The sequence below is a fragment of the Pseudomonas sp. FW507-12TSA genome (assembly GCF_058781435.1).
Map to the genome: position 1 here is coordinate 251,971 of NZ_JBYSWT010000003.1, position 25,162 is coordinate 277,132.

A 25,162-nucleotide genomic window follows, 5' to 3' on the forward strand; every position below is an offset into this window, starting at 1 on the left:
TTCGTCAGCTGGCTTATTAAAAAAAACAACGGTTGTCTTGTCCCGGCCTCTTAATATTGAGCCCGCATACGGCAAAGGTGGGCTCTCGGTAACTCCTACCTTGCCCGTAGTCTCTACGGGCTTTTTTATGCGCGATGAAGTTGTAGGTCCTTAATATGCAGACGGCGCCAGGAGGTGGGTGTTACAGGCGGAAAAAAGCCCGCTTGACGCGGGCTTTATGGAGTTAAGTATCAAGCGGCCGTCTTGGAGGAACTATAAGTTTTTTTTAGGGCGGACTTCATGACTTGCATTTGTTCTCCCAACTCCTCGAGCTTGCTCTTGCCAAGTAGCTTCTTGGCTTGCACGAACATTTCGGTTTCTTCTTCCTCGATATGATGCTCAAGCAATTCCTTGACCACCTTTACGCGTCCGGCGAATTCGGGTTTGGTTGGGTCGGTATTTTTCAAATCGGGCAATACCAGCGAGTCGACGGTGCGATGCTCCTCTTTGGCCTCATAATACATTTCCTCTTGCTCTTTACCTCCTGCAGCCTTGAATGCGGGATATAGGATTTGCTCCTCAAGTTGTGTGTGGATGGTGACCTCCATTTCTAGTTTTTCGAGTAGCTCCGTGCGTTTCTTCACCGCGCGATCCGTCGATTCGCTCAGTTGTTCAAGGATGGACTTTACTTTTTCATGATCGGTTTTCAAAAGATCAATGGCGTTCATTGTTGACCTCGTCACGATTGGGTGGCGTGCTCTCATGGCACTCGTAATGAACAAGGCATAGTTTGTGCCATCCCCAATTTTTTATAACTCTCTATTTTTAAACGTTTTTTTCGCTCTGATAGTTGGGGTCGTCATGCAGGTTGCATGATTCCCCGGACATCAGGATTGCAAATAATGGATTTTTCCAACCGCGCTTTACCGCACGCCGCAACTTCATGCACAAGGAATGATGGAGTCAGCGGCATCGCGACTGGAGCGCCGTTGACGAAGGTTCACTCTCTCAGTCTGGAGGGGGGGCCAGGATCGTCGCTGCCAAGTAGGTCTGGCTCACCATCGCGGGTTTCGTCCTGTCCCATGAGGCTGTACTCCTTGCGTAGTTTACGAAGCTCCTTGGTGTCCATCTTGTCCAGATTCAGCGCTGCATTCGTCGCCTCCTTGGAAGCCCGTACCAACTCATCGACTTTCAAGTGAAGGATGTCGTTATCACGGTTTTGCGTGTTCTGGATCAGGAACACCATCAGAAAAGTAATGATCGTGGTGGAAGTATTGATGATCAACTGCCAGGTGTCGTTGTAATGGAAGAACGGTCCGGTACTGGCCCACACGAGAATCAGACCCAAGGCGAAAAAGAAGGTCTTTGGGCTACCGGCCCACTTACTGAGACGCTCGCAAAATTTCGAAAATTTCATGGATACTTTTCCTTCGGGGGGTGTAATAAATAGACATATTTACCGGATCATAATTCTATTTATTTCTTCCGCTTAAGGGACTGGCGCGCTAGCTATACCGGATGGAGGTGATGTCTGGAGGTATTGCCAGATGCACAGACGCCTTACCTCGATGTCCAGGCGTATGAGCGCTATTTTCAGAAGGAAAAGTGATTTTTTATGCGGACAGCCGGCCTAGTAATTCCAGCAGAAGATTGAGGGTGCCTGTCATGAAGATCGAAGCACCCATCAATAACCGAAGCTTATGGGCAACTCTCCATGAGGCTAAAGACGCTACAGTGTTCTTTGAATTGAACATTTCGTATTACCGGGTGAGGAGAGCGGATAAACCGCTCTCGCTATCGATCAGATATCTTTTTCATTCAGGGCTTGTCCAGCGCCTAGTTCCGCACCTGTCATTGGCTGGAGTTCAGGGTCCGACTGAGTACGAATCTTCATTGCCTCGAGCACCGCCTGATCCGCTTCGGAAAGTGTGACGCTGGCGCTTCCGTCGCCGCCGCCCACGGCTGGCTGAGGCTTTTCTACATATTCGAATTCTTCATCGCTGTTCCATGAGCCACGTAAGGCAGCCTCGCCATTGGACATATTGAAGTAGACCCGTGAAAACTCCGGCATGCCGGGTAGCTTGCCTTGGGGGAAGTTTGGCTGGATGGAGTGCAAGGCTTTTTCAAATGATTTTTGATGAGCAATCTCTCTAGTCATCAAGAACCCCAACGCCTCCTTGACTCCCGAGTCATCAGTTACATTCATGAGGCGTTCATAGATAATCTTCGCGCGTGCTTCGGCTGCGATGTTCGAGCGTAGATCGCAAGTAGGCTCGGTGATCGTATCAATATAGGCCGCAGTCCAAGGCACTCCAGCCGAGTTGACTAATGGAGCACCTGCTCCATACAACAGGCTAGTGATATGGGAGTCATTACCTGCGCCATTAATTGCCCGATAAAGCTCGCCCTCTTCCTGTACCGCTTCGGCCAGTTGGCCCTTGGCTCCTCTATTGAGCATGACGATCACCGACCCGACGATTTCCAAGTGGCTAAGTTCTTCCGTGGCAATATCCATCAAGAGATCTTTGCGCCCTGGATCTTCCTCTGCTAGCGCCTGGGTGAAATAGCGTGCTGCTGCGGCCAGTTCACCATTGGCGCCACCGAATTGCTCAAGTAGCAAGTTGGCCAGGCCGGGGTTGGGTTGCGCTACGCGTACGGTGTACTGAAGTCGTTTATTGTGTAAGAACATATCGTTTCCCTCAGGCTGAACGGGGGTCTATCCCTTGCATGTTTTTCCATGCATTAGTTGTGAGGAACGCGTGCAGCTGGAGTTTTATTTTTTAATCAACTACCGGGACCGACGGTCGTGGTGAAAAGGTTCAGAAATTTCTTGGTCGCGACCCAGAGAATCCAGTTGCGCCGCCTGGGTTATTTCTTGGCTACGCATGCCGGATCGTCCGAGCGCATCAGGACGGCCCCGGTGATTTGGGGAAGATGCTCGAGCAGCCAGTGGGCCATCGCTTGCTAGCGGCTCCTCCACGAGCGTTTTGTCGGCATCGCGCGCCAAGACCATCCGGCCTTGGTCAGCTTGCATCACCTCCTGGTCTCGCCGTACGACGATAGTCGAGGCGCAGTGGAGCAGGTGTTGAAGGGCCTGGTGCTTCCCGGCGGGTTCGCCAAGAGCCCGATCATCTCGTCGTGACGCAAGACATTGGCCAGCCTCGCAGCGTTTTTCCCCGGCCTTTCCCACCGACAGATGCCCCGGCGAATCCATGCGGCGCAGCTGTTGTCGTCATTTGACAGCAAGGGCTAAATTCCCTCGTCAACCGCAAAGAGTCGAGCCTTGTTCGTCAGGGAAACTTCACACTTGGCCTGTATCAAACCCATTCGTTCGATCGAACATGCGGACTAGAGGGGCCTGCTTAAGCAGATCGACGTGCCGGCGCTGATTCTCACGCTGGGGAGGACAGGCTGACCGGCGCAGAGGCTGCAGGTATCTTGCCCGAGGGCATCAAGGGCGCGCAGGAGGTGATCCTGTCGCGTATCCAGGCGCCTACCTGCGAGAAATCCGCAGGTTCCTCGAGCGTGAAGGACTATGGGTGCGATTGCTGGCAGATGCCGATCGAACGCATCAGATGGTGCCTGGCAGGTCATCGTGCCCTGGCTCGATGCGGTGGCCGCCCCATCCTTGGTGCCTCGCTTGGGGCAATGCCGAGCATCGTATCCAGGTCAGGGTTCATTGTGCTGTCGGAGGAATTGTCTTGCGGTTCCAGGAACATCGCCTGGACGGCCTGGACCATCTGCGCATTCGACATCTTGCCGAGTGGCAGCATCCGGTTGTGGTCGCGGTTGCCCGGGGCGCAAACGAACGCGTAGCTGCGTTGGAGCCAATAGGCGGACTGTTGCGGATCGATCCAGCCGCGCGTGGTGGCTGCGTCCCTGAAGGCGTAGTCCAGGCGCCGCATGTTCCTGGCGCTGTCCAGGCGCAGCTTGTGTTCCTGGCACTTGTACTGGATCTCGTAGGCCGTCAGTACCGGCATGGCCGGGTCTTCGTAGATCTGCATGATCATGGCCGACTGCACCCCTCCAGGGCTGTGTAGGATACCTGCGGCATCGGCAATGAACACCTCGTGGCGATAGCGTTCCTGCTTGCCGTGGACTATCCAGTAATCGCCCGCGGTACCGGCCATGGCGCTGGCGCACAGCAGGCTGAGCGCCAGCAGCGAACGCCCGGCGCACGGCAAAGAGTTCGCCATGGGTGGTCCTTCCTTGGTGGTTCTGGTCACGCCCGCATCGGGGCGGCGGGGCGGGACTATAGGCGGACCAGGGCAAAGGGGTCGACTAGCGCTGATGTGCTAATGGCGCTCTGCTTTCATGGATCTGGCGGGGGGAACAGGCCTGGTCAGTGAACGGTGACGGCCCTGCGGCTTTCACCGATGCGGATGCGATCCAGTGCCCGGTTCAGGGCGTCCAGGGCATTGATCAGCGCCTGGGCCTCGGCTTCCCGGCCTTCTCCCCAAAGGCGTTCGGCCATCTTGTTGAGGGCCTGGATCGAACGTTCGATATCGGCGGCGGTGGCGGTGTGGGCCCCTGCGGGTGCTTTCCTGGACATTGGCTGAAATCTCTGGGGGTCGTGATCACGACCAGAGGAACGGGTGCAAAAGGGCCGGTGAAGGTACAGGCGATGTTCAGTCGCGCGGCGCATCACGGCGGCATTGCAGGGCCGCTGCCTGGAGCCTGGAATCGTCGCCGACATCGATGACGCTCACGCTGTCGCCGCCCAACTCGGCCGTCCGGTTGAAGGCCATGTTCAATGCATCGCCATTGGACGAGCCCTTGACGGTGAAGCCTTTGATTACCTTGCAGGCCTGGGCCGAGGCCGCGGTGACCAGGTTCACCTGGCGCCCGCCATCGGTCAATTGCGTAGTGCATGCACAGAGCAGGGTCGCCATGACGAGGACCGGGAGGGCGGTACTGAGGTGGCGCATCATCGATAGTTCCTATGGGCTGGGCTGTGGCTTTATCTCATTAAACGCCGCCGATGCCTACATCGGCCGTCAGGTGCAAAGGGTCAGGACAGTGCCGCGCCGCGCGATGCTGAATCGCGATCGGTTACCCTTGCCAGCCAATCATTGGTTCTTTCAAGGGTATCGGCATGGGGCGCTTCCAGATCTTCAGTCATGGGCAGCTCATTGGCTGGTCCGACCTCGAGCAGGGTGACCCGCCCATGGGCGTGGCTTTCGGGCTCCTCGTCCCGGGGCCTGGTTATGCCGCGATCCAGGAACAGGTCCGGGCTTGCGCCGGGAATGACCAGGGGGCGTTCAAACTGACGGTGCAAGGCGCTGGCCCCCAGCAGATTCGCGCGGCCGGCCTGTGCATTCTCGATTACTCGGCCGATGCCGGGATCGACGCCATGGAAGTGCATGTGCTGGGCATCGAGTCGCCCACCTATGACGAGCTCTTCCCCGAGCATGTCCTGGCCTACGAGCGCCAGTTCGCCCCATCCACCACAGGGAGTTGAAACATGAGCCTGCATGATTGCGCCGTGGACTTTCGGCAATTCATCGAGGAACTCAGGAGCAGAGGGGATCTGGTCGATGTCACTGTCGAAGTCGACAGCGACATGGAAATGGCCGCGATCACCCGGCGGGTATACGAAGAGCGCTTGCCCGCGCCGCTGTTCCATAACATTGCCGGCAATGCCCTGGGCGCGCGGGTGCTGGGCGCCCCGGCCGGCATGAGCGGCAAGCCGGGCGCCGAGTACGGGCGCCTGGCCCTGCACCTGGGGCTGGCGCAGGCCAGCACCGCACAAGACATCGTCGCCGCCATCCGCGCGGCGATGAAAGCCCGGCCCGTGGCCCCTCGCCATGTGCCCACGGGGCCGGTGCAGCAGAACATCTGGCGCGGTGACGAGGTGGACCTGACCCGCTTCGCCGTGCCCTTGCTCCATGAGCAGGATGGTGGGCGCTACTTGGGCACCTATGGTTTCCATGTGGTCCAGTCGCCGGACCGCTCCTGGGACAGCTGGGGCATCGGGCGCCTGATGCTGCTCGACAAGAACCGGCTCACCGGTCCGGCGATCCCCACGCAGCACATCGGCATGGTCCGCCAGATGTGGACGCAGCAGGGCAAGGCCACTCCGTGGGCCATGGCCCTGGGTGCACCACCGGCGGCCGTGGCGGTGGCCGGCATGCCGCTGCCGGCCGGGGTGAGCGAGTCCGGGTATGTGGGGGCGCTGATGGGCCAGGGTCTCGACCTGGTCCAGACCCAGACCAATGGCCTGTGGGTGCCGGCCCAGGCGGAAATCATCCTCGAGGGCCAGATCAGCCTCAGCGAGACGGCGCTGGAGGGCCCCATGGGCGAGTACCACGGCTACCAGCATCATGTGGGACACCAACAGCCGGTGTTCCATGTCCACGCCGTGACCTTCCGCGACCGACCGATCCTGCCGATCTGCGTGGCCGGGTTGCCGCCAGAGGAAAACCACACCATCTGGGGCACCATGATCTCGGCGCAGTTGCTGGAGCTACTGCAACAGGCCGGGCTTCCCGTGGACATGGTGTGGTGCTCGTACGAGGCGGCGAGCTGCTGGGCGGTGATCTCGGTGGACACCGTCGCCCTGGCGGCCCTGGGCACCACGGCCAGGGCCTTCGCCGACCTGATCGCCCGGACGGTGTTCGACACCCACCCCGGCTACCTGATCCCCAAGCTGATCCTGGTGGGCAACGATATCGATATCACCGATATCGATCAGGTGGTGTGGGCGCTGGCCACGCGCTCGCATCCGGCCCATGACCATTTCAGCTATCCGCAGCAGCGCGAGTTTCCCATGGTGCCTTACCTGAATGAGGCCGACAGGGCCCGGGGCAGCGGTGGCAAGGCGGTGATCAATTGCCTGTTTCCCGAGCAGTTCCGCGGGCAGATGCGGGCCGGCACCGCCTCGTTCAAGCATTCGTTCCCGCCGGCGCTGCAGGATCAGGTCAAGCAACGCTGGGCCGAGTATGGCTACGGCGTGCGCTGAGAAAGCGCCCGCGCCAGGCTCCACCGACCACGGCGAGTGGGTCCAACCTGGCGGGTCGATCATGGGCCTTGCATTTTCTTGCTCACCGATCCACCTGTCCGTGGTGCAGCGGCACCCGCAGTCCGATCTGAAGGCCATGGCGATGCCAGTCGCGGTCGATTATCCCGCCAGCGGAGGCGGCCAGTTGATCGATGAGCTTGGTGCCGTAGCCGTGCCGTGCCGGGGGGGCGCAAATCGGCGGGCCGCCTTGCTCTTGCCAGGCGATACCCAGCGCGCCATCGCCCAGGCACCAGCTGATCTTGATGGACCCTTCAGGAACGCTGAGAGCCCCATGTTTCACCGAGTTGGTCGCCAGCTCGTGAAGAAACAGGGCAAGCAGGTTGGCCAATGGTCCGGGCACGCAGTGCCTGGCACCGCTGAACTGGCACTGGCCACCGAAGGGCTGCAACACCGACTTCATGAAGCCTTCCATTTCCACATTGGCTACGTCGTCCGCCTCCAGCACCGTGGAATAAGCCCTGGAAAGTGCCTGCAACTTGCTGGCGGCGATCCTGGCCAACTGTTCGGCGGAGCCCGAGGCCCGAGCCTCCCTGTCGGCCATCAGCATGACCGCCGCCGCTACGGTGAACAGGTTCTTGATCCGGTGCACCATCTCCGCGGACAGCAATCTCTCTCGCTCCAGCGCCTGGTCCAGTTCCCGCCGCAATGAAACCTGCTCGGTCACGTCGCGGGAAACGCAGACGATGGAGCGGACCCGGCCATCCCGGTCAACGACCGGAGTCAGCAGGTTGTCCCAATGCGTCAGTTGTCCGGCTGCCTGGCTATGGCCGGCAAAGCGCGACGTCTGGCCTTTGGCCGCCTGCGCCAGTGCTTGGCGAGCGCTGACGTGCACCGCTGGCGGCAGCAGGGAGATCCAGGCTGTCCCCTCGACCTGGGGTTGTGCAATGCCCAGTGCCAGGCATCCGGCGGCGCTCATGGCCAGCAGGACACCTTCCGGAGTCAGGACCTTGATGCAGTCGCAGGTCGCATCGAGCATCGCGCTTTGCATGTCGAAGGCCGGTGGCTGGCCAGCGGCCGCGAGCAAGCCGGAAGCACCTGTCGGGTTATCGTCCTTTCGCATACTTCCAACTACCCAAAGGCCGAAAACAGGGCAAAGACTAAAAGAAATGGCCGTACAACCCTAATGAAAGTTGCCAAGCGGCGGTAATGCGCTTTCACTCCTGGCCGCGGGCTTGCCTGCGGCGCGTTCAGAATTTGTTGCCGGGGCCGATCAAGGAGGGGTAGCGTCTGGCTCGGCCCGCCCAAAGCCTTGCGCCAGAGCTGGCGTCACACAGATGACGGCACCCTGCGCAATGCATCGCGTGGTGCTTGCGAACAGGATTTCGACCTACAGGTAAATCATGAATCATCGAGAAAAACTGCTGGAGCGACTCCAGGTGCTGGACGAGCTGGATGAGGAGCATCTTCCGTTGGTCACCCTGGACGAGTATTTCCAGGGTAACGACCAGGAGCAGTCCATCGCCCCTAATCAATGGGAGTTCGGACGGCCTTCCATCGCTCGGATCCACGCGCATTTCAAGGCGCTGGAGCAGCGTCCCGACGTCCAGGGCGTGTATGTGGGCCTGCATCAGGAGTGGGGCGAGGCGCTGGAGTCCGATGACTGGCCGGCGGCGGAGAACATCCATATCTATTCCAGTGCGCCACTGGCGGTGGCTGAGCAGTGGCTCGAAGGCCTGGAAGCCGATGGCATCGGCGAGGGCTGGCCCTATGGCAAGCACGCTGGTGCGCCAGAGCCCCGGGCCGGCTACCACGTCTACACCGTCTATTGGGATTGATTTCACAACTCACAGTGAAGCAACCCGTCTTGCATATAGCCAACCACTACAGGTTGGCAGTCGTTCAACCCAGGTACAGAGTCAGTAATGGAAACTAGTAAAGCCTCGATCGATGCCACGTATTCGCAGATGCAGCAGGATGGCTGGGATACCTCGAGCCCATTGCAGTGGGGGTTCTTCTTTATCGCCAAGGCCGAGGAAGACCTGATGGGGATCTATTCCGAGCTTGTCGACCACGACTATGTCGTCCAGAACGTGCACCAGGACGATGAAGGCGACTGGACGCTGTTCGTCAGCAAGACCGAGGTCCTGGCCGCGGACAAGCTCGCGCGCCGTTGCAGCGCGTTCAATGAACTGGCCGAGGCCTATGGCGCGTTCTTCGATGGCTGGGATGTGGAGCGGCGCCAGGCCGATGAGGCCGAACAGGTGCACTGAGCGAGGCGCCGGGCGCCGCACCGGGCATGGCGAGAGTGGCGCCCGGGCGGCACTGGCCGGGTTAATCGATGATCCATTTAGAAGGAGCCCCTGGTGGCCGGACGCGATGCAACAAGCCTGGCTTCGGCGTCGATCGCCATCGTCGGCGCAGGGCTGGCAGGATTGCTCCTGGCCCGGGTGCTGCACATCCATGGTGTGGCGACGACGGTCTATGAAGCGGAACCTTCGGCCAGCGCCCGTACCCAGGGTGGGCTGCTGGATATCCATGAATACAACGGCCAGCTGGCGCTCAGGGCCGCGGGCCTCTACGACGCCTTTTTGCGCCTGGTCCGGCCTGGCGAGGATGCCAAGCGCATCTGCGATAGCAGGGGCAATGTGCTGCTGGAGCGCCCTGGTGCTGGACAGGGTACTCGGCCGGAGGTCGATCGCGGCGAGTTGCGCCAACTCCTGCTGGACTCGTTGCCCGAAGGGTGCGTGCGCTGGCAGCACAAGCTGGTCCAAGCGACGGCGATCGGTGACGGGCGCCACCGGTTGCAATTCGCCAATGGCGCCTCGGTTACGGCCGACCTGCTGGTGGGCGCCGACGGTGCCTGGTCCAGGGTCCGGCCGCTGGTGTGCGCGACCAAGCCTCGGTACACCGGCATTTCCTTCGTCGAGACAGTCCTTTTCAAGGGGGACGAGCAGCACCCGGCGACCGCCGGGATCATCGGCCAGGGGACCCTGATGGCGGTGATGCCGGGCAAGGGCATCTTCGCCCACCGACATGCCGAAGGCACCCTGCAGGCCTATGTGGCCCTGCAAGTGTCGGCGGACTGGTTCAGTCCCGGGGAGCTGGCCGCGCCCACCACGGCGCTGCCGCGGATCGCCAGGGAATACGCCGGGTGGGCGCCTGCGCTCAGGGCATTGATCAGCGCTTGCCAGACGGTGCCGGTCATCCGCCTGATCCACGCCTTGCCCGTCGACCACCGCTGGCAACGGACACCCGGGGTGACGCTGATGGGCGATGCCGCGCACCTGATGTCGCCGTTCGCCGGCGAGGGGGCTAACCTGGCCCTGTACGACGGTGCCGAGCTGGCCAGGGCATTGCTGGAGTCCGCTGGTGATGTGGAGGCGGCGCTGGCCAGTTATGAGGCCGAACTCTTTGTTCGCAGCAACGAGGCCGCCGTCAGGACCGAGGCGAACTTGAAGCTGTTCTTCGACGCCGACGCGCCCGGCAGCCTGGTGCAGCTGTTCCGCCGTTTCGAGGCAGCCGCAGGTTAGCTCCTGCCATTCGAGCCCACCGGGACGGACCCGCGAACCGGCTCAGGGCTCGGGCTTGAAGACCAGCTTGAGCGGCGACTGCTGGTGATTCCACGCCCGGGGGCCGTACTCGGGATCGAAGCTGGGCAGCCAGGCCCGCAGTTCAGTATCGGAGAGCCATTGCAGTTGCAGTTGGTCTGCCGACTCCTGCCCACCGAACTGGGCCAGGGCGCTGATGAAGGTATTGCACTTTTCCGACTTCCCGGCTTCCAGCACCGAGACCTGCAGGCTCTGGCCCCAGGTGATGCTGCCTCTTTCGGGGCACTGGCGGATTTCGACGTGATACGTGCCGCCGGGGGATGGCAGGTCGGAGACGAGCTGGTCGGGACCGCACCCGACCAGTAGCGCAGGCAGGAGAAGCAGCAGGGCAGTGGTGGTCTTCATCGTCTGTCTCTTGAGTGCCAGGAGCCTTGGACGATACGTCGCCCGGCGCCTGGATTCGGTCCATGAGGCGGCCATTGTAGGAGAGGGCGAGCGCCCAGGTGAACTGGCAGCTTGCCGCCAGCGGGGAGTGGCTATAGTTCATGACGTCCCTTCCCTGACAGGAGATCCAGCATGAACACTCCACGAGGCCTGGTTGTCGCCCTGGCCTGCGCCGCTCTGGTCGCCGGCCCCATCGGCGCTTGCGCCGATCCCGGTAATGGTCATGGCAAGGGCAAAGGCCATGACCAGGGCTCGGCCGAGCATGGCCGGGGGCACGGCAATTCAGGGGCAGGGGGCAAACAGGGCAATTGGCAAGGCGGCCCGTCCATCGATCGTGGCGATGTCCTGGGGATCTTGAGCGGCCATCGTGATTACTGGCGGCCCGGTCCGGCGTTGCCGCCCGGTATCCAGAAGAACCTGGCCCGGGGCAAGCCGTTGCCTCCCGGCATCGCCAGGAAGCTCGACGGCCGCCTGCTCGGCCAGCTGCCGCGCTACGACGGCTATGAGTGGCGGCAGGCCGGCACCGACCTGATCCTGGTGACCGTCGCCACCGGGCTCATCTACGAAGTGCTCAGCGGCGTCCTCGACTGATCGGGCCAGGTCGTTCGGGCCGAGGCATCATGGCGTGCGAGGACTTCTTCGAGCCAGCCGAAGAACAGCCCTGGCTGTTCGATATGGGCCAGGTGGGACGCATCGGGCACTACATGGCCGCTGCCTTGCTTGAGGTGGCGCACGTAGCGACGCATGGAGTCCGGAGTGCACTCATCGTGTTCGCCCACCACGAAATAGGCGGGACAGAGGATTCGCGGCAGCAGGGGGACCAGGTCCAGCTGCGCCAGGGCCCCGTCGCCGAAGAAATCCGCGACTCCCCACATATGCCGAAATAGCTGGGGGTTGTGCAGGCGGTCCGACTCGGTGATGAACGCTGGTTCCTCGTCGAGCCTGAGCATGTGCCTGCGGTTGAACACCTGCAGCGCCGCTGCGAATTGCGGATGCCGGCTGTCGCCCGCCAGCAGCACCTCGCGCCAGGGGCTGGGCAGCCGCTGCAGATGCTGGCGGTTGTCGGCGTTCCAGTCGGCACCATTGATCAACGGCCCGGCCAGTACCAGGCTGGCCAGGCGCTGGTCCCGGGTGCTGGCGTAGGCCGTGGCGATGGAGCCGCCCCAGGAACTGCCCAGCAAATGGAAGCGCTCCAGGGCATGGAACTCGATGACGGCCGCCAGTTCGGCGCAGGCTCGCTCCAGGGTCCAGTGGGCCGGGTCATGGGGGCGGGCCGAGTAACCGCTGTCGAGTTGGTCGTAGTAGATCAGCGTGCGGCCCTTGAGGTGCTCGCTGAAGTTCGACAGATAAAGGTGGTTGGAGCCAGGCCCGCCATGCACCAGCACCAGGGGCGGGTGTTGGTCCGTGCCGTGCTTGATGGCGGTCCAGATCTGCCCGCCTGGTGCGCAGATGTGTTGTTGCTGATCGAAATACATGCCTTGCTGCCTTGGTCTGGTGTAGGGGAGGCGCTGGCGCCTGGTGTTATTGGTTGAGCGGGAGGCTGCCCAGGCGGCCTTGGCGATGCAGGATGAGCGCCAGCACGAGGCCGATGCACAGCCAGGCGCTTCCCAGCCAGCGGGCGTTGTCGTTCATGCTGGCCAGGGCGGCGACCAGGATCAGGATGCCGGCCAGGGGCGATACCACGTGCTTGAACCAGTGCCGCTCGGGGTGTTTGCGAAAGCGCTGGAACAGGCTGAGATGCAAGGTGATGTAGGCGAACAGCGCGCCGAAGGTGACCAGGGTCACCAGCAGTTCCACCTGGTTGGCCGCCACCAGGCCGACCACGCTGGAGACGATGGCGACGAACAGCAAGGCCCTCACCGGGTTGCCCCGCCGGTCCAGGCGCGCCAGCCAGGCCGGGAAGCGCCCATCGCGGGCCATGCTGAAGATCAGCCGCGAGGTGGTCATCTGCGAGACGATGGCGTTGGCGACCCCGGAGACGGTGCCGGCCACCACGATCATGATCGGCTGGAACCAGGCGCCGACGATATCGCGGCTCAGGGTATAGAAGGCGGTTTCGGCCTGCTCCGTGTCGTATTGGGTGCCAGCGGGAACGAACAGGTTGACCAGGTACACCTGGGCGAAGAACAGCAGGGACACCAGCAACAGCAGCATCAGCGTAGCCCGGGAGATGGTCCGGCCACCGCCGCTGGCCTCTTCGTTGAGGGCCGAGATCGCGTCGAAGCCGACGAAGCTCAATGCCGCGACCGGGATGGCGGAAAGTATCGCCAGCAGTTCGAAGCGTTGCCCGTCCCAGATCGGCGCGAGCAGGCCGATGGCGTGGCTGTGCTGGAGCACGCCCCACAGGGAATAGACGAAGAACACGCCCAGGGTCACCAGCTGCACCAGCAGGAACAGCTTGTTGACCCGGATGGTCAGCTTCAGGCCGATGATGTTCAGCAATGCCGGCAACCAGATGAACGCCAGGATCCAGAAGCCCCGCGAGCTTTCCGGGAACTGCAGGACCATGCCGATGGCGGTGAGGATCGACAGCAGGGCCGGCAGCAGGAAGTAGTCCAGCAGGATCAGCCAGCCGGTGACGAAACCGGTGAAGGCGTTGGTGCTGAGGCTGACGTAGCGATACACCGAACCGCTGACATTCACCGACTTGGCCATTTCGCTGTAGCTGATGGCGCTGAAGGTCATGGCCAGGGCGGCGACGGCATAGACCAGGGCCGCCATGCCGCCGGACATGCCGTAGACGATGCCGAATACCGCCGTGGGAGCCAGGGGGCAGAAGTACAGCAGGCCATAGACCAGTACATCGGAAAGAGAAAGGCGGCGGACCAGGCGTGATCCTGTGGCGGTGGAATCTGTGCTGGGTTGTGCGGTGCTGGTGGTGGCGCGCATTCGACGTGCTCCTGTCAGCCGTCCCACGCAGCCTTGGCTAGCGGAGACGACCGTATTATTAGAATTGGACAGGCAATGAAGCGGGTTCCAGTATCTGGCCCGGGCGCGGGCGCCAGGTGCTGAAGCCGGCCAGTTTTTTGTCTTTTCCGGCCAATCCAGCTGGCGGTCGCCAGTCCCGGGGCGACTAACGCTCAGCCGCGCAGCGAGCGGCGAAAGCGTCCGGGCGAGACCCCGGCCCACTTGTAGTAGGCGTGGACGAAGGAGGAGGGCGCGGCGAAACCCAGTTGCTGGCTGATGGCGTCCAGGGGCAGTTGGGTGGTGCTCAGCAGTCGGTTGGCTAGCTGGTGGCGCGCCATGTTCTGCAGGCGCTTGAAGCTCACCTCGCGCTCGGCCAGGCGACGTCGCAGGGTGCGCTCGGAGACATTCAGGGCCTGGGCCACGGCCAGCAGGTCGCTGTAGCGCTGGATATCGGACTTGAGCAGGGCGGCCACTTCACTGGCAAAACCGCCACCGCCGATGGCCTGCAGTTCCTGTTCCCGGGCCTGGGTCAGCCTGAGCATGGCCTGGTAGCTGATCGGGTCCGCCAGCGGTAGCGGGCGGGTCAGCAGGGCCTTGGGCAACTTGAGCGAATCGCCATGGCTGGCGAAACGGATGTCGCCCCCGAACAGCTGGCGATAAGGCTCCTGGTCCTGGGGCGCCTGGCGCTTGAAGTGCACGCACAATGGCTCGCTGTTCGATTGCAGGCAATCGCGGATGACCCGCAGGCTGGCGCTGAGGAACACATCGCTGAAAAACCCGTGGCCTTCGAAGAAGCCATGGCAGTCGTTGGCGACGAAATGCAGCTCGCCGCCCTGGTGGACCATGGCCGGGGCGAACTGGCTGGCCAGCTGGATGGGGAAGCGCAGGCCGGTATCCAGCGCATCGCCGAGGGTCGGCGCCACCAGCAGGGTGTAGCCCAGCAGGCCCAGGGTGGAAATCGGCATGGAGCTGCCGATCAACAGCCCCAGGTGCGGTTCGGGCAATGCTCGACGAGCGTTGTCGAACACCACCAGTTCCTGCTCCATGGTGATCGCCGTGTCGGGGTCGGTGAGGGCCTGCGGCAGCTTGCCGGCACCCTGCAGGATCACCGCGTCCGGTACGCTCCGAGCCCGGGTCACTGCCAGGGTCGCCAGCACGCCATGCAGCGATACGGGGCGAATTTCATACATTGAAACACTCCTCTGGCGATGCCGCGGATGTGGCGCCCAATCATGCGCGCCGGGCCGGGGAATCACCAGGATGGAGCAGTGGAAGCGGGACGAGGGCAGGGCGTTGCCGTCGGGACCTACCTGCGCCCCTCGCAGATCGCTGCAAGGCTGAGTCGACCATGGCTGAACGATTGTCGTTAAGATTTGATTGCTCTATCTTTGGGCTCGCTGTCTCGGCCTTTGGGTAGTTGAAATCATGGAAAAGGACGATAAGGACGCCGGCGATTCCGCCGGGCCTGCACCAGGTGGCCTGCCGCCTGTCTTCGATGCACAACGCGCGATGCTGGACGCAACTCCCGACTGTATCAAGGTCCTGACCCCGGACGGCGTGCTCCTGGCCATGAGCGAGGCCGGCTGCATGGCGTTGGGCATCCCGCAAGCGCGGGTCAGGGGCATGGCCTGGATTCCCTTGCTGCCTGTTGGCATCCACGCTGCCGCCAGTGACGCCCTGGCCCTGGCCGCCACCGGCACCAGCGCCCGGTTCGCCGGCTACAGCGATGCGGCAGGGCACACCGTGCACTGGGACAACCTGTTGACCCCGGTAGTCGATTCCGCAGGTCAGGTCCAGTCCGTCGTCTGTGTCTCCCGGGATGTCACCGAGCAGGTGCTGATGCAACGCCAACTGGGCCAATTGCTGGCCAGGGAGCAGTTGCTGTCGGGGGAGATGGTGCACCGGATCAAGAACCTGTTCACCGTGGCGTCCGCGGTGATGATGATGGCCGATCGCGAAGCTCGCGCCGGTGGCAACACCGGCCAGCTGGCGGCGATCGCCGCCGGCAAGTTCAAGGCCTTGTCCAGGGTCTACGACAGGGTATTGGCCGTGGACGACGGCGGCCAGGTAGAGCTTCATTCCTTCATGGGGTCGGTGCTCTTTCCCTTTGAGTCCCAGTGCCACGTCAGTGGGCCCAGGCACCCGGTTCCGGGCCACTTGGCCAACTTGCTGGCGTTGTTCCTCCATGAACTGGTCACCAATTCCGTGAAGCACGGGGCGCTCAGCCTTCCTGAAGGCCAGGTGCGGATCAGTTGGAGCACGACCGATGCGAAGCTGGCTATCGACTGGCAGGAAAGCGGTGGGCCACCCATTGCCGCACCACCTGCGCGCTACGGCTATGGCAGCGAGATGATCGATCAACTGGCCGGCTCTGCCGGAGGCGCCGTTGATCGCACATGGCATTCCCAGGGCTTGCAGGTAGCGTTGAGGCTTGCGCTGCGCCGCGAATAGGCTCGAGGCCCACCACGGGCCTTGCTCCTGCTTTGTCCCGATCCTTGCGCTGCAGCAGGGCTATGTCGAGCTGGCATGGCCGCTGCCGGCTGCCTGCATTTATCTGGTTGCGAACGTTATTTTCCGACCCTGGCTGAGTGGTGATGGGGATGATGCTGGGTGCTATATTTTGTGTTTCTATCTTTTGAAAAGCACAATATGTTGTGTTGACGTCCTGGCCTTCGTTCTATACCTTGTGCCTCGCTTTCGCCTTTGGCACTACATATGGTGTTTTGTTTTTGTTTTAATTCTATATGTAGTGTTTTGTCTGGGGCGAGGCGTTCTGAAGCCAACGGCTTTCACCAAGAAGAATATTGGCCGCCCGAACGGGTTCGTCGCCCGCCGGTTCGGCCAAGGTAAGGATGAATGAAATGTTGAATTGGGATGAGCTCGATATACACGGCCACAAGGCCCCAGGAGCTGATGCAGCGGATAGATCGGAACCACGGGCAACCGTCGCCGGGGCCCTCGATGCGGCGGGAAATGCCGCTGCCGGAAACGCCAGGATGATTGACTCCCGTGACTCGGCCGCGGTGGTCCGGGCGAAGAAAGCGCTCAATGCGCTGGACGTCACCCAAGGCCTGGAGGAACTGGAAGGCGCTGCCGGGCGCGTGGCCGTCGATGAAAAGCGCATGATCAATTGCCGCGCCGACCTGAATCAGCTGGTGCCGTTGAAGTACGACTGGGCCTGGCAGAAGTACCTGGACGGCTGCGCCAACCACTGGATGCCGCAAGAGGTCAACATGACCGCCGACATCATCCTGTGGAAGAGCGCCGAAGGCCTGAGCGAAGACGAGCGCCGCATCGTCATGCGCAGCCTGGGGTTCTTCGCCACCGCCGACTCCCTGGTCGCCAACAACCTGGCCCTGGCCGTGTACCGCTTGATCACCAATCCCGAGTGCCGCCAGTACATCCTGCGCCAGGCCTTCGAGGAAGCGATCCATACCCACGCCTACCAGTACTGCATCGAGTCGCTGGGCATGGATGAAGGCGAGATCTTCAACATGTACCGCGAGGTGCCCACCATGGCCAAGAAGGCCGCCTGGGGGCTCAGGTATACCCGCGCCATATCCGACCCGAATTTCAAGACCGGCACCCTATTCGCCGACAAGGAGCTGCTGCGCAACCTGATCGCCTATTACTGTGTGTTGGAAGGCATCTTCTTCTACTGCGGTTTCACCCAGATCCTGTCCATGGGCCGGCGCAACAAGATGAATGGGGTGGCGGAGCAGTTCCAGTACATCCTGCGCGACGAATCCATGCACCTGAACTTCGGTATCGACGTGATCAACCAGATCAAGATCGAGAATCCTCACCTGTGGGACCACGCCCTGATGGAAGAGGCCACCCAGATGATCATCCAGGGCACTCAGCTGGAGATCGAATACGCTCGCGACACCATGCCGCGCGGGGTGCTGGGGATGAATGCGGTGATGATGGAGGACTACCTGAAGTTCATCGCCAACCGACGCCTGTCGCAGATCGGCCTGAAGGAGGAATACCCGGGCACCGTCAATCCGTTCCCGTGGATGAGCGAGATCATGGACCTGAAGAAAGAGAAGAACTTCTTCGAGACCCGCGTGATCGAGTACCAGACCGGCGGAGCCTTGTCTTGGGATTGACCGGGCTTGCAGACAACGGCCGGGCCATGGGGCCGGCCTTCGGGAGTTGTTCATGTTGTTCGAAAAGATCAAGACCCCCTGCATAGGGCTCTGCTCGACCGTCTATGGCGATGTGGTCTGCCGCGGATGCAAGCGCTTCGAATATGAAGTGATCCAGTGGAACACCTACGACGAGCCACAGAAGCAGGCGATCCTGCGGCGCTTCGACAAGCTCTTGAACCAGGTGATGCACGACAAGTGCGAGATCTTCGATCCCGAGCGGCTGGCCTTCGAAGTGCGTTCCAGGAAGATGAACTGCTCCGCGGAGGATTCGATCCCCTATTGTGCCTACCAGATCATCCGGCGCGGTGCGGCGGTGATCAGCAATATCGAGGCGTTCGGCATCCGCGTCCTGCCGGGCTACCAGGGCTTGTCGCTGGTGGAGTTGCGGGATGTGATCGACAGCGAGTTCTTTGCCTTATCCCTGGCCAGCTACCAGGCCGATGGCTGATTCGCCCGGCACCGCTTGCGGGCAGGGTGCCCGTGGGCCGGCAGGTCGCTAGCCTGCGGGCCGGAGCTCGATGGGCTAACTAGGCAGGCTGGCTGGCGGCCTGCCAATGTTGGTACAGGGCCTCGACATTGCCGCTGGTCATCAGCGGCATCACGGCTTGCAACTGGTCGATGGGCCAGTCCCACCATTTCATTTCCAGGAGCATCTGCACGGTTCGTTCGTCGAAGCGCTTGCGGATGGTCTTGGCCGGGTTGCCGCCGATGATGGCGTAGGGTTCCACATCCCGGGTCACCAGGGCGCGAGTGCCGATCACCGCGCCGTCGCCGACCTTGATACCCGGCATGATGACTGCCTCGGAACCTATCCAGACATCGTTGCCGATGACCGTATCGCCGGCTCCCTCATAGCCGTTCTGCGCTCCGGCGAAGGCCGGCTCTTCCGACATCCAATAGAAGGGGAAGGTGCTGATCCATTCGTTCCGGTGGCCCTGGTTGCCGGCCATGATGAATGCAGCGCCCGAGCCGATCGAGCAGAAGCTGCCGACGATCAGCTGGTCGACGCCCTCGTCGGGGGGCAGGTAGCGTGCGCATTCGTCGAAACTGTGCCCGTGGTAGTAACCGGAGTAATAGCTGTAGCGGCCTACCTTGATGTTGGGGTTGGTGACCTGGCGGTCAAGGGTGATGCCCTTGAAGGGGCTCTCGAAGTAATTGCTCAAAACGCTCTCCATGTGGCTGACCGCCGCTGTCTTGCAAGCGCACGGTACTTCGGCGAGAAGGCGCAGGGCCTCTCGGGATGCAGGTCTTGCGGGGTCGCGGGGGCATCATGCCAGATCCGTCAGTGCTGCGCCGCAGAGCCTGGTGGTACAAGGTTTTGACTTGTGGCCGGCCCCAGGTAGCTCGGTAGATGTCGGCCGGGAGCGGGGCCACCCGGAAATGGCTCCGGGTGGCGGCAAGGGGTTCAGGCCGTTGCGGCGGCTGCCGGGTCGTTGCGACCTTGCATCATGCGCCGGTACTGGCGGGTGCGGCGCAGGGTACTCCACTGTTCCGCCAGCAATGCCCGTAGTGGCGAGGCGCCGGGCCTGGTGGAATGGCCATCGGCCAACTGGCGCATCTGCAGTTTCACCAGCGCCATGTAGGCGAGTGCGGCCAGGGCCTTGCGCTTCCAGCGGATCGGCGGCAGTTCGGCGCTGGCCTTGCTGTCGCCGTTCTTCCAGCGCCGGGGCAGGGCCGGGTCCACGGCCAGGGCGGTGGCGATGCCGGCCATGGCCACTCCGCTGTCCAGCACTTGCTCCACCACGGGCAGGCGGCGGATGCCACCGGTGACCATCACCGGCATCCGGGCCACGGCGGCGATCTGTTGGGCGAACTCGAGGAAGTAGGCTTCCCGGGCCAGGGTCCGGCCGTCGCGGGCATCGCCTTGCATGGCTGGCGCCTCGTAGCTGCCGCCGGACAACTCCACCAGGTCCACCGGCAGTTCGTTGAGCCAGAGTACGACCTGGCGCGCGTCGGCAGGTTCGAAGCCGCCGCGCTGGAAATCCGCGGAGTTGAGCTTGACCGCCACGCAAAAGCGCGGCGAGACGCTGGCCCGTACGGCCTTCACCACCTCCAGCAGCAGCCGCGCACGATTTTCCAGGCTGCCGCCCCAGCGGTCCTGGCGCTGGTTGCTCAGGGGAGAAAGGAACTGGCTCAGCAGATAGCCGTGGGCGGCGTGGATCTGCACGCCACTGAAACCGGCGTCCTCGGCCAGGGCCGCGGTGCGGGCGAAACGCTGGATCAGGGTCGCGATCTGGGCTTCATCCAGGGCCTTGGGTACGGGAAACATCTTCGACAGGCCGCCCATGTCCAGGGCGACTGCCGAGGGTGCCACCGTGGCCTGACCGAGGCTGGCCTGCATCTGGCGACCGGGATGGTTGATCTGCATCCAGAATTGCGCGCCGTGGGCCTGGCCGATTCGCGCCCACTCGCGAAAGCGCTGCAGTTGCTGGCTGTCGTCGAGCATCACGCCGCCGGGCCCGGTCATGGCCCGGGGATCGACCATCACGTTGCCGGTCAGCAACAGGCCGGCGCCGCCTTCGGCCCAGGCCTTGTACAGACGTAGCAACTGCTCGGAAGGGGTCTGGTCGAGATTGGCCAGGTTTTCCTCCATCGCCGCCTTGGCGATGCGGTTGGGCAGCAGGGTTCCGTTGGGTAAACGCAGGGATTGGAAAGCAGTCATGGGGTTCTCCAGGTACAGCCCGTGCGTCGGTTTGTATGCAGGAGGGGGCTGTGTTGCAAAGAAGGCTAAGGTTAAAGTTATCCTTAAGGTCAATAGGAGGTTTGCAACTCGATGAAAATTGGTGAACTAGCCCGACGTACGGGATTGAGTGCATCGCGCTTGCGATTCTACGAGGCCAGCGGCCTGATCGAGGCCCAGCGCCTGGGCAATGGTTACCGCGACTACCCGGAAGATGTGGTGCAGCGCCTGGAGATCATTACCTGCGGTCAGCAGGCGGGCTTCAGCCTGGAGGAAATGCGCACCCTGACCCTGGAGTCCACCCGGAGCGATGGGCGCTTCCAGCATGACCGACTGTTGGCCAGCCTGCGCAGCAAGGTGGCGGAGATCGAAGCCCTGCAGCAGCGCCTGACGCAGAATCGCCAGCATCTGCTGACCCTGATCGCCGGTATCGAAGGCAAGCCCGAAGGCCTGGGCTGCGAGGAGAATGCCCAGCGCCTGCTGGCCCAGTGGCGGGAAAACGAAGGGCAGGCGCCGGCTGCGGCCAGTGGCCGGCGGCGTCAGAAGCAAGGACGTTGAGCCGCCATTGGCGGCTCAAGCCTGGATCAGCGAAGGCTCTCGGCCGGTGAGCCCATGGGCAGGGCCGGGAGGCTCATGTTGCGCATGGCCACCTCGAGCTTGTCCTGGTAGAGACTGAGGATCGAGTAGTCCAGCTTCTGAGTGATATTGGCGTTGCCCGCACAGTTGGCCAGTAGTTCTTCCAGCGCGCCGGCAACCAGGTCCGCAGTGACCTGCAGGACGGTCAAGCCATAGCTCTTATCGACAATGACCAGATTCGTTAAATCGTACATTCAGCACCCGTGGTCACTGTTCTTATGGTAATGGCTATGAGCCATCAATAGCATACCGAAGCGGCCCATCGCCTGTCACCGGGGGCTGACAAGAACCTGAAGAACGGGAGGATTTTCGCTGCGCTTGGCGCCAGCATGGGTAGTATTGCCCTGCGCAAGCCACCAGGGTTTATTTCCATGCTGATTCTTACCAGGGGCAACCACCAGGGGTTGCAGATCGGGCCGCGCTGGCCCTCGTCGACAGTGCAGCTGGAAGGACAGGTCTTCCAGCAGTTGCGCAAGGTCCAGTCGAGCCTGCCCGATACCGTGCGCTTGCTGGTGACCCGAGGGTATGAGCACAAAGGCAGCCGGCTGGGAGGGTTCCGTAGGCTCTCGCGCTGGTTGGGCATCCGCTTGTTCGTGTGCTGCTACCCGGGGCGCCGGGACGAGGTGCAGGACATCTTCGGTAGCAATGGGCACGATGTGGACGGCACCCATGTCGATGTATCGATCGTTCTCGGTGGCAAGCGCCTGCGTTTCCTGCCCTTGGGGGTGTTCACCTCGCCAGCTCGCCAGGAATTGCGCAAGGCCCGCCATGGCACGTTGGTGGACGAGGTCAAGAGCGCGCTGGTGCGCCATGGGTTCCAGATCCACCGCAATCACACGGAAAGCCTGCAGATCCACTGCGACTACCGGCCCGACTTGCTGGCCGGGTGCTGATCCGACGTCGCAAGGTGGGCAAGTAGCGCTGGCGCGGTATCGAGCCGGGGATCACTCCCAGCGCTTGAACAGCACGCTGGCATTCACCCCGCCAAAGCCGAAGCCATTGGACAACGCGTACTGCATGGGCATCTTGCGCGCCTGGCCGTGCACCAGGTCCATGCCCTCAGCGGCGCTGTCGGGATTCTCCAGGTTGAGCGTCGCCGGGGCGACCTGGTCGCGCAGGGCGAGGATGGTGAAGATCGCCTCGATCCCGCCGGCCGCGCCCAGCAGATGGCCGGTGGCGGACTTGGTCGCACTGATGGCCGGGCCGTTGCTGGTGCCGAACAACTGCCTGATGGCTGCCAGCTCACCCTTGTCGCCCACCGGTGTGGAGGTGGCGTGGGCGTTGAGGTGCTGGACCTCCTTCGGCGACACGCCCGCCTGGCGCAGGGCTTGCTCCATGGCGCGCCGGGCGCCGTCGCCATCTTCCGGGCCGGCGGTCATGTGGTAGGCGTCGGCGCTGGTGCCATACCCCACCAGCTCGGCGATGGGCCGGGCGCCTCGGGCCAGGGCGTGCTCCAGATCCTCGATGACCAGCAAGCCGGCGCCTTCGCCCATGACGAAACCGTCACGGCCCTGGTCGAAGGGGCGCGAGGCGCGTTCCGGAGTGTCGTTGTAGTCGCTGGACAGTGCCCGGGCCGCAGCGAAGCCGCCCAGGCTGACCTGGTGGATCGTGGCTTCCGCGCCGCCGCAGACGGCGATGTCGATCTCGCCCGCGCGGATCATCCGTGCCGCATCGCCGATGGCCTGGACCCCGGCGGCGCAAGCGGTGACCGGTGTGCCCAGGGGGCCCTTGAGGCCATGGCGGATCGAGACGTGGCCGGCCGCCAGGTTGCACAGGAACGAAGGAATGGTGAAGGGCGACAGGCGCCGCGGGCCCTTGTTGTCAGTGGTGCGCACGGCATCGGCGATGGCCGGGAAGCCGCCGACCCCCGAGGCGATGATGGTGGCCGTGCGCTCCTGGGCCGCAGCGTTGCCCGGCCGCCAGTTGGCCTGGGCCAGGGCTTCTTCCGCCGCCGCCAGGGCGAACAGGATGAAGCGATCCATCTTGCGCTGTTCCTTGGGCGGTAGCAGTGAATCCGGATCGAAACCAGCCTGCGGATCCTGTGCCAGGTCGGGAACCTGGCCGCCCACGGTGGTGAACAGTCCGCCGATGAACGCCTCGGGCAATTGGCGGATGCCCGATTGTCCCGCCAGCAGGCGTTGCCATACCTGCTCGACCCCGCAGCCCAGCGGAGTGATTGCGCCCATACCTGTGACTACGATGCGTTTGCTCATGCAGGTCCAGCTCCTTCAGTGTGTTTGGGTTGGGGGGTAACGAAGCGTGGACGATACTATCATCATGAAAGTAACATCCGACTCGACAATATTTCGAGCCATAGCGCAGGAGCAAGTGATGCAACGAAAAAGCCTGGAGGACGCCGAATGTCCTATCGCCCGTGGCCTGGAACGGGTCGGGGAATGGTGGAGCATCCTGATCATGCGCGACGCCTTGCACGGCCTGCGGCGTTTCGATGAGTTCTCCCGCAGCCTGGATATCGCCCCGAACATGCTGACCCGGCGCCTCAACTCCCTGGTGGAGGCGGGCTTGCTGGAACGCCAGGCCTATAGCCAGCGCCCGCTGCGCTATCAGTACGTGCCGACGGCCAAGGGCGAGGACTTTCGTGTGGTGCTGATGGCGTTCGTCGCCTGGGGCAATCGCCACTTCGCCCCCGAGGGCGAAAGTGTGCAGATCGTCGAGCGGGCAACCGGCCGGCCGGTACAACCCGCGATGATGGATGTGCAGGGGCACCAGCTGGTGCCCCTGCAGGACTGCACGGTGCAGGTCGGGCCGGCCGCCAGCGCCAGCATGCGCGAGCGCTTCTGCGTCCGGGCCGATTGACAGCGCTCGGCTTGTCGGTCACCTAGCCGCCGCGACTGGCTTGCCGTGGCAATAGCGGGATTTCACCCGGTTTGTTCCGCTCGAGTGGCGGCCAGTCGCCGGTGCCTGGCGCCTGGCCCTTGGCGCAAGGTTCAGCGTGGCGCTTGGCCGCGGCGCCAGGCGGGATGGAAGTGACGCCAGTGGGCGTCCTGGGCGGCGGCCAGTAGCTCATGATCGCCCCGAGTGTCGCCCCAGGCGCGTAGCCGGTATTGGTCCAGCGGGCCATAGACGTTCTCCAGGCGCAGCACCTTGTTTTCGCAACGGCAGTTGTTACCGACGATATGGCCGGTGAGCACGCCATCGACGACCTCCAGTTCGGTGCCGATCAGGGCGATGCCCAGGCGCCTGGCGAAGGGTTGCAGGACCAGGGCCGGGGAGGCCGAGCACAGGGTCACCCGGGCTCCGGAATCGATCTCTTCGGCTACCGCCTGCAGCCCCGCCGGACGCATCAGCCGGGACCAGGAGCGCTGGCAGAACGCCTCGGCCTGCTGTTGGACCCACGCGGCCTCGACTCCCTTGAGAAAGCAACTGATCAGGCGGGCCTTGAGCTGGTCACGATCGACCCTGCGCGCCAGGAAGCCGAGGCTTGGCAGGGCCAGCTTGAGCACCCGCTGATGGAATCTGCGGGGGCCGAAGGCGAAGCGCAAGAAGGGCACGAAGCTGTCATGGCGGGTCAGGGTGCCATCGAAATCGAAGACCGAGAGTACCTGGCTGGCCCGAGGGTCGAGCACCAGGGTTTCCGGGGTTAGCGGTGGCCCGGGCTGCTCGGGCTCCGGGGAATGATCAGCGGGGCTGGCGGCGAGCGTTGGGACGGGATCGGCTGGGGACGACATGCTGGCTCTCGATCGGTGCGGACGTTGGCGGGGGACCGGTGCGGTGGTCATTCGCGCAGTCTACGCGTTCTGCATCGTCGGGTTCACTTTCGCCTGCCCGGCAGGGCGTTATCGGCTCGGGAGCGGTTCGGGGGCCGGACGACTTCTGGCGGGAGCGTGGGTGG

The 25,162-nt window shown here is 62.8% G+C and carries 28 protein-coding genes; 12 read left to right on the plus strand and 16 right to left on the minus strand.

Annotated elements, in window-relative coordinates; all coding sequences use genetic code 11:
* Positions 1-230: 230 nt before the first annotated feature.
* The 6 genes from AC3WK8_RS04805 to AC3WK8_RS04830 form a co-directional block, all read right to left on the minus strand.
* A complete protein-coding gene (locus AC3WK8_RS04805; protein WP_085599626.1) occupies positions 231-707 on the minus strand; it encodes a PA2171 family ribosome-binding persister protein in 477 nt (158 codons plus the stop codon).
* A 272-nt stretch (positions 708-979) separates the two neighbouring features.
* Positions 980-1,396 carry a low affinity iron permease family protein gene (locus AC3WK8_RS04810; protein ID WP_103324565.1) on the minus strand — a complete coding sequence of 139 codons (417 nt, stop codon included), beginning with the start codon at positions 1,394-1,396 and terminating at the stop codon, positions 980-982.
* A 384-nt stretch (positions 1,397-1,780) separates the two neighbouring features.
* Positions 1,781-2,668, minus strand: a complete 888-nt coding sequence (locus AC3WK8_RS04815) for a manganese catalase family protein (protein ID WP_103324566.1) — start codon at positions 2,666-2,668, stop codon at positions 1,781-1,783.
* Between the two features lie 901 nt (positions 2,669-3,569).
* The gene (locus AC3WK8_RS04820) at positions 3,570-4,175 is read right to left on the minus strand and encodes a hypothetical protein (protein ID WP_085599632.1); all 606 of its coding nucleotides are present in this window, start codon (positions 4,173-4,175) and stop codon (positions 3,570-3,572) included.
* A gap of 146 nt (positions 4,176-4,321) precedes the next feature.
* Positions 4,322-4,531 (minus strand): hypothetical protein, encoded by a 210-nt coding sequence (locus AC3WK8_RS04825; RefSeq protein WP_085599634.1) that lies wholly within the window; start codon positions 4,529-4,531, stop codon positions 4,322-4,324.
* Between the two features lie 76 nt (positions 4,532-4,607).
* Complete coding sequence (locus AC3WK8_RS04830; RefSeq protein ID WP_178088004.1) at positions 4,608-4,910, minus strand: DUF4156 domain-containing protein; 303 nt, start codon at positions 4,908-4,910, stop codon at positions 4,608-4,610.
* 236 nt (positions 4,911-5,146) lie between these two features.
* Between AC3WK8_RS04830 and AC3WK8_RS04835 the strand changes: the two genes are divergently transcribed.
* Together AC3WK8_RS04835 and AC3WK8_RS04840 are read left to right on the plus strand one after the other, a co-directional pair.
* Positions 5,147-5,440, plus strand: a complete 294-nt coding sequence (locus AC3WK8_RS04835; protein WP_256592259.1) for a hypothetical protein — start codon at positions 5,147-5,149, stop codon at positions 5,438-5,440.
* 3 nt (positions 5,441-5,443) lie between these two features.
* Positions 5,444-6,940 carry a UbiD family decarboxylase gene (locus AC3WK8_RS04840; protein WP_103324568.1) on the plus strand — a complete coding sequence of 499 codons (1,497 nt, stop codon included), beginning with the start codon at positions 5,444-5,446 and terminating at the stop codon, positions 6,938-6,940.
* 82 nt (positions 6,941-7,022) lie between these two features.
* Here the strand turns inward: AC3WK8_RS04840 and AC3WK8_RS04845 are convergent, their stop codons facing one another.
* The gene (locus tag AC3WK8_RS04845; protein ID WP_085599638.1) at positions 7,023-8,060 is read right to left on the minus strand and encodes a PAS domain-containing protein; all 1,038 of its coding nucleotides are present in this window, start codon (positions 8,058-8,060) and stop codon (positions 7,023-7,025) included.
* Between the two features lie 280 nt (positions 8,061-8,340).
* Between AC3WK8_RS04845 and AC3WK8_RS04850 the strand changes: the two genes are divergently transcribed.
* The 3 genes from AC3WK8_RS04850 (at position 8,341) to AC3WK8_RS04860 (ending at position 10,470) form a co-directional block, all read left to right on the plus strand.
* Positions 8,341-8,775, plus strand: a complete 435-nt coding sequence (locus tag AC3WK8_RS04850) for a YfbO family protein (protein ID WP_085599640.1) — start codon at positions 8,341-8,343, stop codon at positions 8,773-8,775.
* Positions 8,776-8,862: 87 nt separating this feature from the next.
* On the plus strand, positions 8,863-9,210 hold the full coding sequence (locus AC3WK8_RS04855) for a ribonuclease E inhibitor RraB (RefSeq protein WP_085599642.1): 348 nt from the start codon (positions 8,863-8,865) through the stop codon (positions 9,208-9,210).
* 93 nt (positions 9,211-9,303) lie between these two features.
* A complete protein-coding gene (locus tag AC3WK8_RS04860; protein ID WP_256592260.1) occupies positions 9,304-10,470 on the plus strand; it encodes an FAD-dependent oxidoreductase in 1,167 nt (388 codons plus the stop codon).
* Positions 10,471-10,512: 42 nt separating this feature from the next.
* Here the strand turns inward: AC3WK8_RS04860 and AC3WK8_RS04865 are convergent, their stop codons facing one another.
* Complete coding sequence (locus AC3WK8_RS04865) at positions 10,513-10,893, minus strand: hypothetical protein (RefSeq protein WP_103324569.1); 381 nt, start codon at positions 10,891-10,893, stop codon at positions 10,513-10,515.
* 171 nt (positions 10,894-11,064) lie between these two features.
* Here AC3WK8_RS04865 and AC3WK8_RS04870 point away from each other — a divergent pair, with 171 nt between their 5' ends.
* Positions 11,065-11,523 carry an anti-virulence regulator CigR family protein gene (locus AC3WK8_RS04870; RefSeq protein ID WP_085599646.1) on the plus strand — a complete coding sequence of 153 codons (459 nt, stop codon included), beginning with the start codon at positions 11,065-11,067 and terminating at the stop codon, positions 11,521-11,523.
* On the opposite strand, the gene AC3WK8_RS04875 is transcribed toward AC3WK8_RS04870, so the two are convergent.
* From AC3WK8_RS04875 to AC3WK8_RS04885, 3 genes are all read right to left on the minus strand, one after another.
* Positions 11,493-12,407, minus strand: coding sequence for a proline iminopeptidase-family hydrolase (locus AC3WK8_RS04875; RefSeq protein ID WP_103324570.1), 915 nt, complete (start codon positions 12,405-12,407; stop codon positions 11,493-11,495). The two genes, AC3WK8_RS04870 and AC3WK8_RS04875, sit on opposite strands and share 31 nt — an antisense overlap.
* 46 nt (positions 12,408-12,453) lie before the next feature.
* On the minus strand, positions 12,454-13,821 hold the full coding sequence (locus AC3WK8_RS04880; RefSeq protein ID WP_103324571.1) for an APC family permease: 1,368 nt from the start codon (positions 13,819-13,821) through the stop codon (positions 12,454-12,456).
* A 191-nt stretch (positions 13,822-14,012) separates the two neighbouring features.
* The gene (locus AC3WK8_RS04885) at positions 14,013-15,029 is read right to left on the minus strand and encodes an AraC family transcriptional regulator (protein ID WP_085599652.1); all 1,017 of its coding nucleotides are present in this window, start codon (positions 15,027-15,029) and stop codon (positions 14,013-14,015) included.
* Positions 15,030-15,264: 235 nt separating this feature from the next.
* On the opposite strand from AC3WK8_RS04885, the gene AC3WK8_RS04890 reads away from it, so the two are divergent.
* From AC3WK8_RS04890 to AC3WK8_RS04900, 3 genes are all read left to right on the plus strand, one after another.
* Entirely contained in the window at positions 15,265-16,290 is a 1,026-nt protein-coding gene (locus AC3WK8_RS04890; protein WP_103324572.1) for a sensor histidine kinase, read from the plus strand.
* A gap of 410 nt (positions 16,291-16,700) precedes the next feature.
* Positions 16,701-17,951 (plus strand): ribonucleotide-diphosphate reductase subunit beta, encoded by a 1,251-nt coding sequence (locus AC3WK8_RS04895; RefSeq protein WP_103324573.1) that lies wholly within the window; start codon positions 16,701-16,703, stop codon positions 17,949-17,951.
* A gap of 52 nt (positions 17,952-18,003) precedes the next feature.
* Positions 18,004-18,441: a DUF1289 domain-containing protein gene (locus AC3WK8_RS04900; protein ID WP_085599658.1), complete on the plus strand. Its 438-nt coding sequence runs from the start codon at positions 18,004-18,006 to the stop codon at positions 18,439-18,441.
* A 79-nt stretch (positions 18,442-18,520) separates the two neighbouring features.
* Here AC3WK8_RS04900 and catB read toward each other — a convergent pair whose 3' ends face one another.
* Both catB and AC3WK8_RS04910 read right to left on the minus strand, forming a co-directional pair.
* Positions 18,521-19,156: a type B chloramphenicol O-acetyltransferase gene (gene catB, locus AC3WK8_RS04905; RefSeq protein ID WP_085599660.1), complete on the minus strand. Its 636-nt coding sequence runs from the start codon at positions 19,154-19,156 to the stop codon at positions 18,521-18,523.
* A 242-nt stretch (positions 19,157-19,398) separates the two neighbouring features.
* The gene (locus AC3WK8_RS04910; RefSeq protein ID WP_085599662.1) at positions 19,399-20,655 is read right to left on the minus strand and encodes an NADH:flavin oxidoreductase/NADH oxidase family protein; all 1,257 of its coding nucleotides are present in this window, start codon (positions 20,653-20,655) and stop codon (positions 19,399-19,401) included.
* Between the two features lie 111 nt (positions 20,656-20,766).
* On the opposite strand from AC3WK8_RS04910, the gene AC3WK8_RS04915 reads away from it, so the two are divergent.
* On the plus strand, positions 20,767-21,231 hold the full coding sequence (locus tag AC3WK8_RS04915; RefSeq protein ID WP_085599664.1) for a MerR family transcriptional regulator: 465 nt from the start codon (positions 20,767-20,769) through the stop codon (positions 21,229-21,231).
* 26 nt (positions 21,232-21,257) lie between these two features.
* Here the strand turns inward: AC3WK8_RS04915 and AC3WK8_RS04920 are convergent, their stop codons facing one another.
* Positions 21,258-21,503, minus strand: a complete 246-nt coding sequence (locus AC3WK8_RS04920) for a hypothetical protein (protein WP_022639151.1) — start codon at positions 21,501-21,503, stop codon at positions 21,258-21,260.
* 177 nt (positions 21,504-21,680) lie between these two features.
* Between AC3WK8_RS04920 and AC3WK8_RS04925 the strand changes: the two genes are divergently transcribed.
* Positions 21,681-22,202 (plus strand): hypothetical protein, encoded by a 522-nt coding sequence (locus tag AC3WK8_RS04925; RefSeq protein ID WP_103324574.1) that lies wholly within the window; start codon positions 21,681-21,683, stop codon positions 22,200-22,202.
* Positions 22,203-22,253: 51 nt separating this feature from the next.
* On the opposite strand, the gene fabF is transcribed toward AC3WK8_RS04925, so the two are convergent.
* Positions 22,254-23,522 carry a beta-ketoacyl-ACP synthase II gene (gene fabF, locus AC3WK8_RS04930; RefSeq protein ID WP_103324575.1) on the minus strand — a complete coding sequence of 423 codons (1,269 nt, stop codon included), beginning with the start codon at positions 23,520-23,522 and terminating at the stop codon, positions 22,254-22,256.
* Between the two features lie 118 nt (positions 23,523-23,640).
* On the opposite strand from fabF, the gene AC3WK8_RS04935 reads away from it, so the two are divergent.
* The gene (locus AC3WK8_RS04935) at positions 23,641-24,126 is read left to right on the plus strand and encodes a winged helix-turn-helix transcriptional regulator (RefSeq protein ID WP_085599668.1); all 486 of its coding nucleotides are present in this window, start codon (positions 23,641-23,643) and stop codon (positions 24,124-24,126) included.
* 131 nt (positions 24,127-24,257) lie between these two features.
* On the opposite strand, the gene AC3WK8_RS04940 is transcribed toward AC3WK8_RS04935, so the two are convergent.
* Positions 24,258-24,998, minus strand: a complete 741-nt coding sequence (locus AC3WK8_RS04940; protein ID WP_103324576.1) for an HAD family hydrolase — start codon at positions 24,996-24,998, stop codon at positions 24,258-24,260.
* Positions 24,999-25,162: the final 164 nt, after the last annotated feature.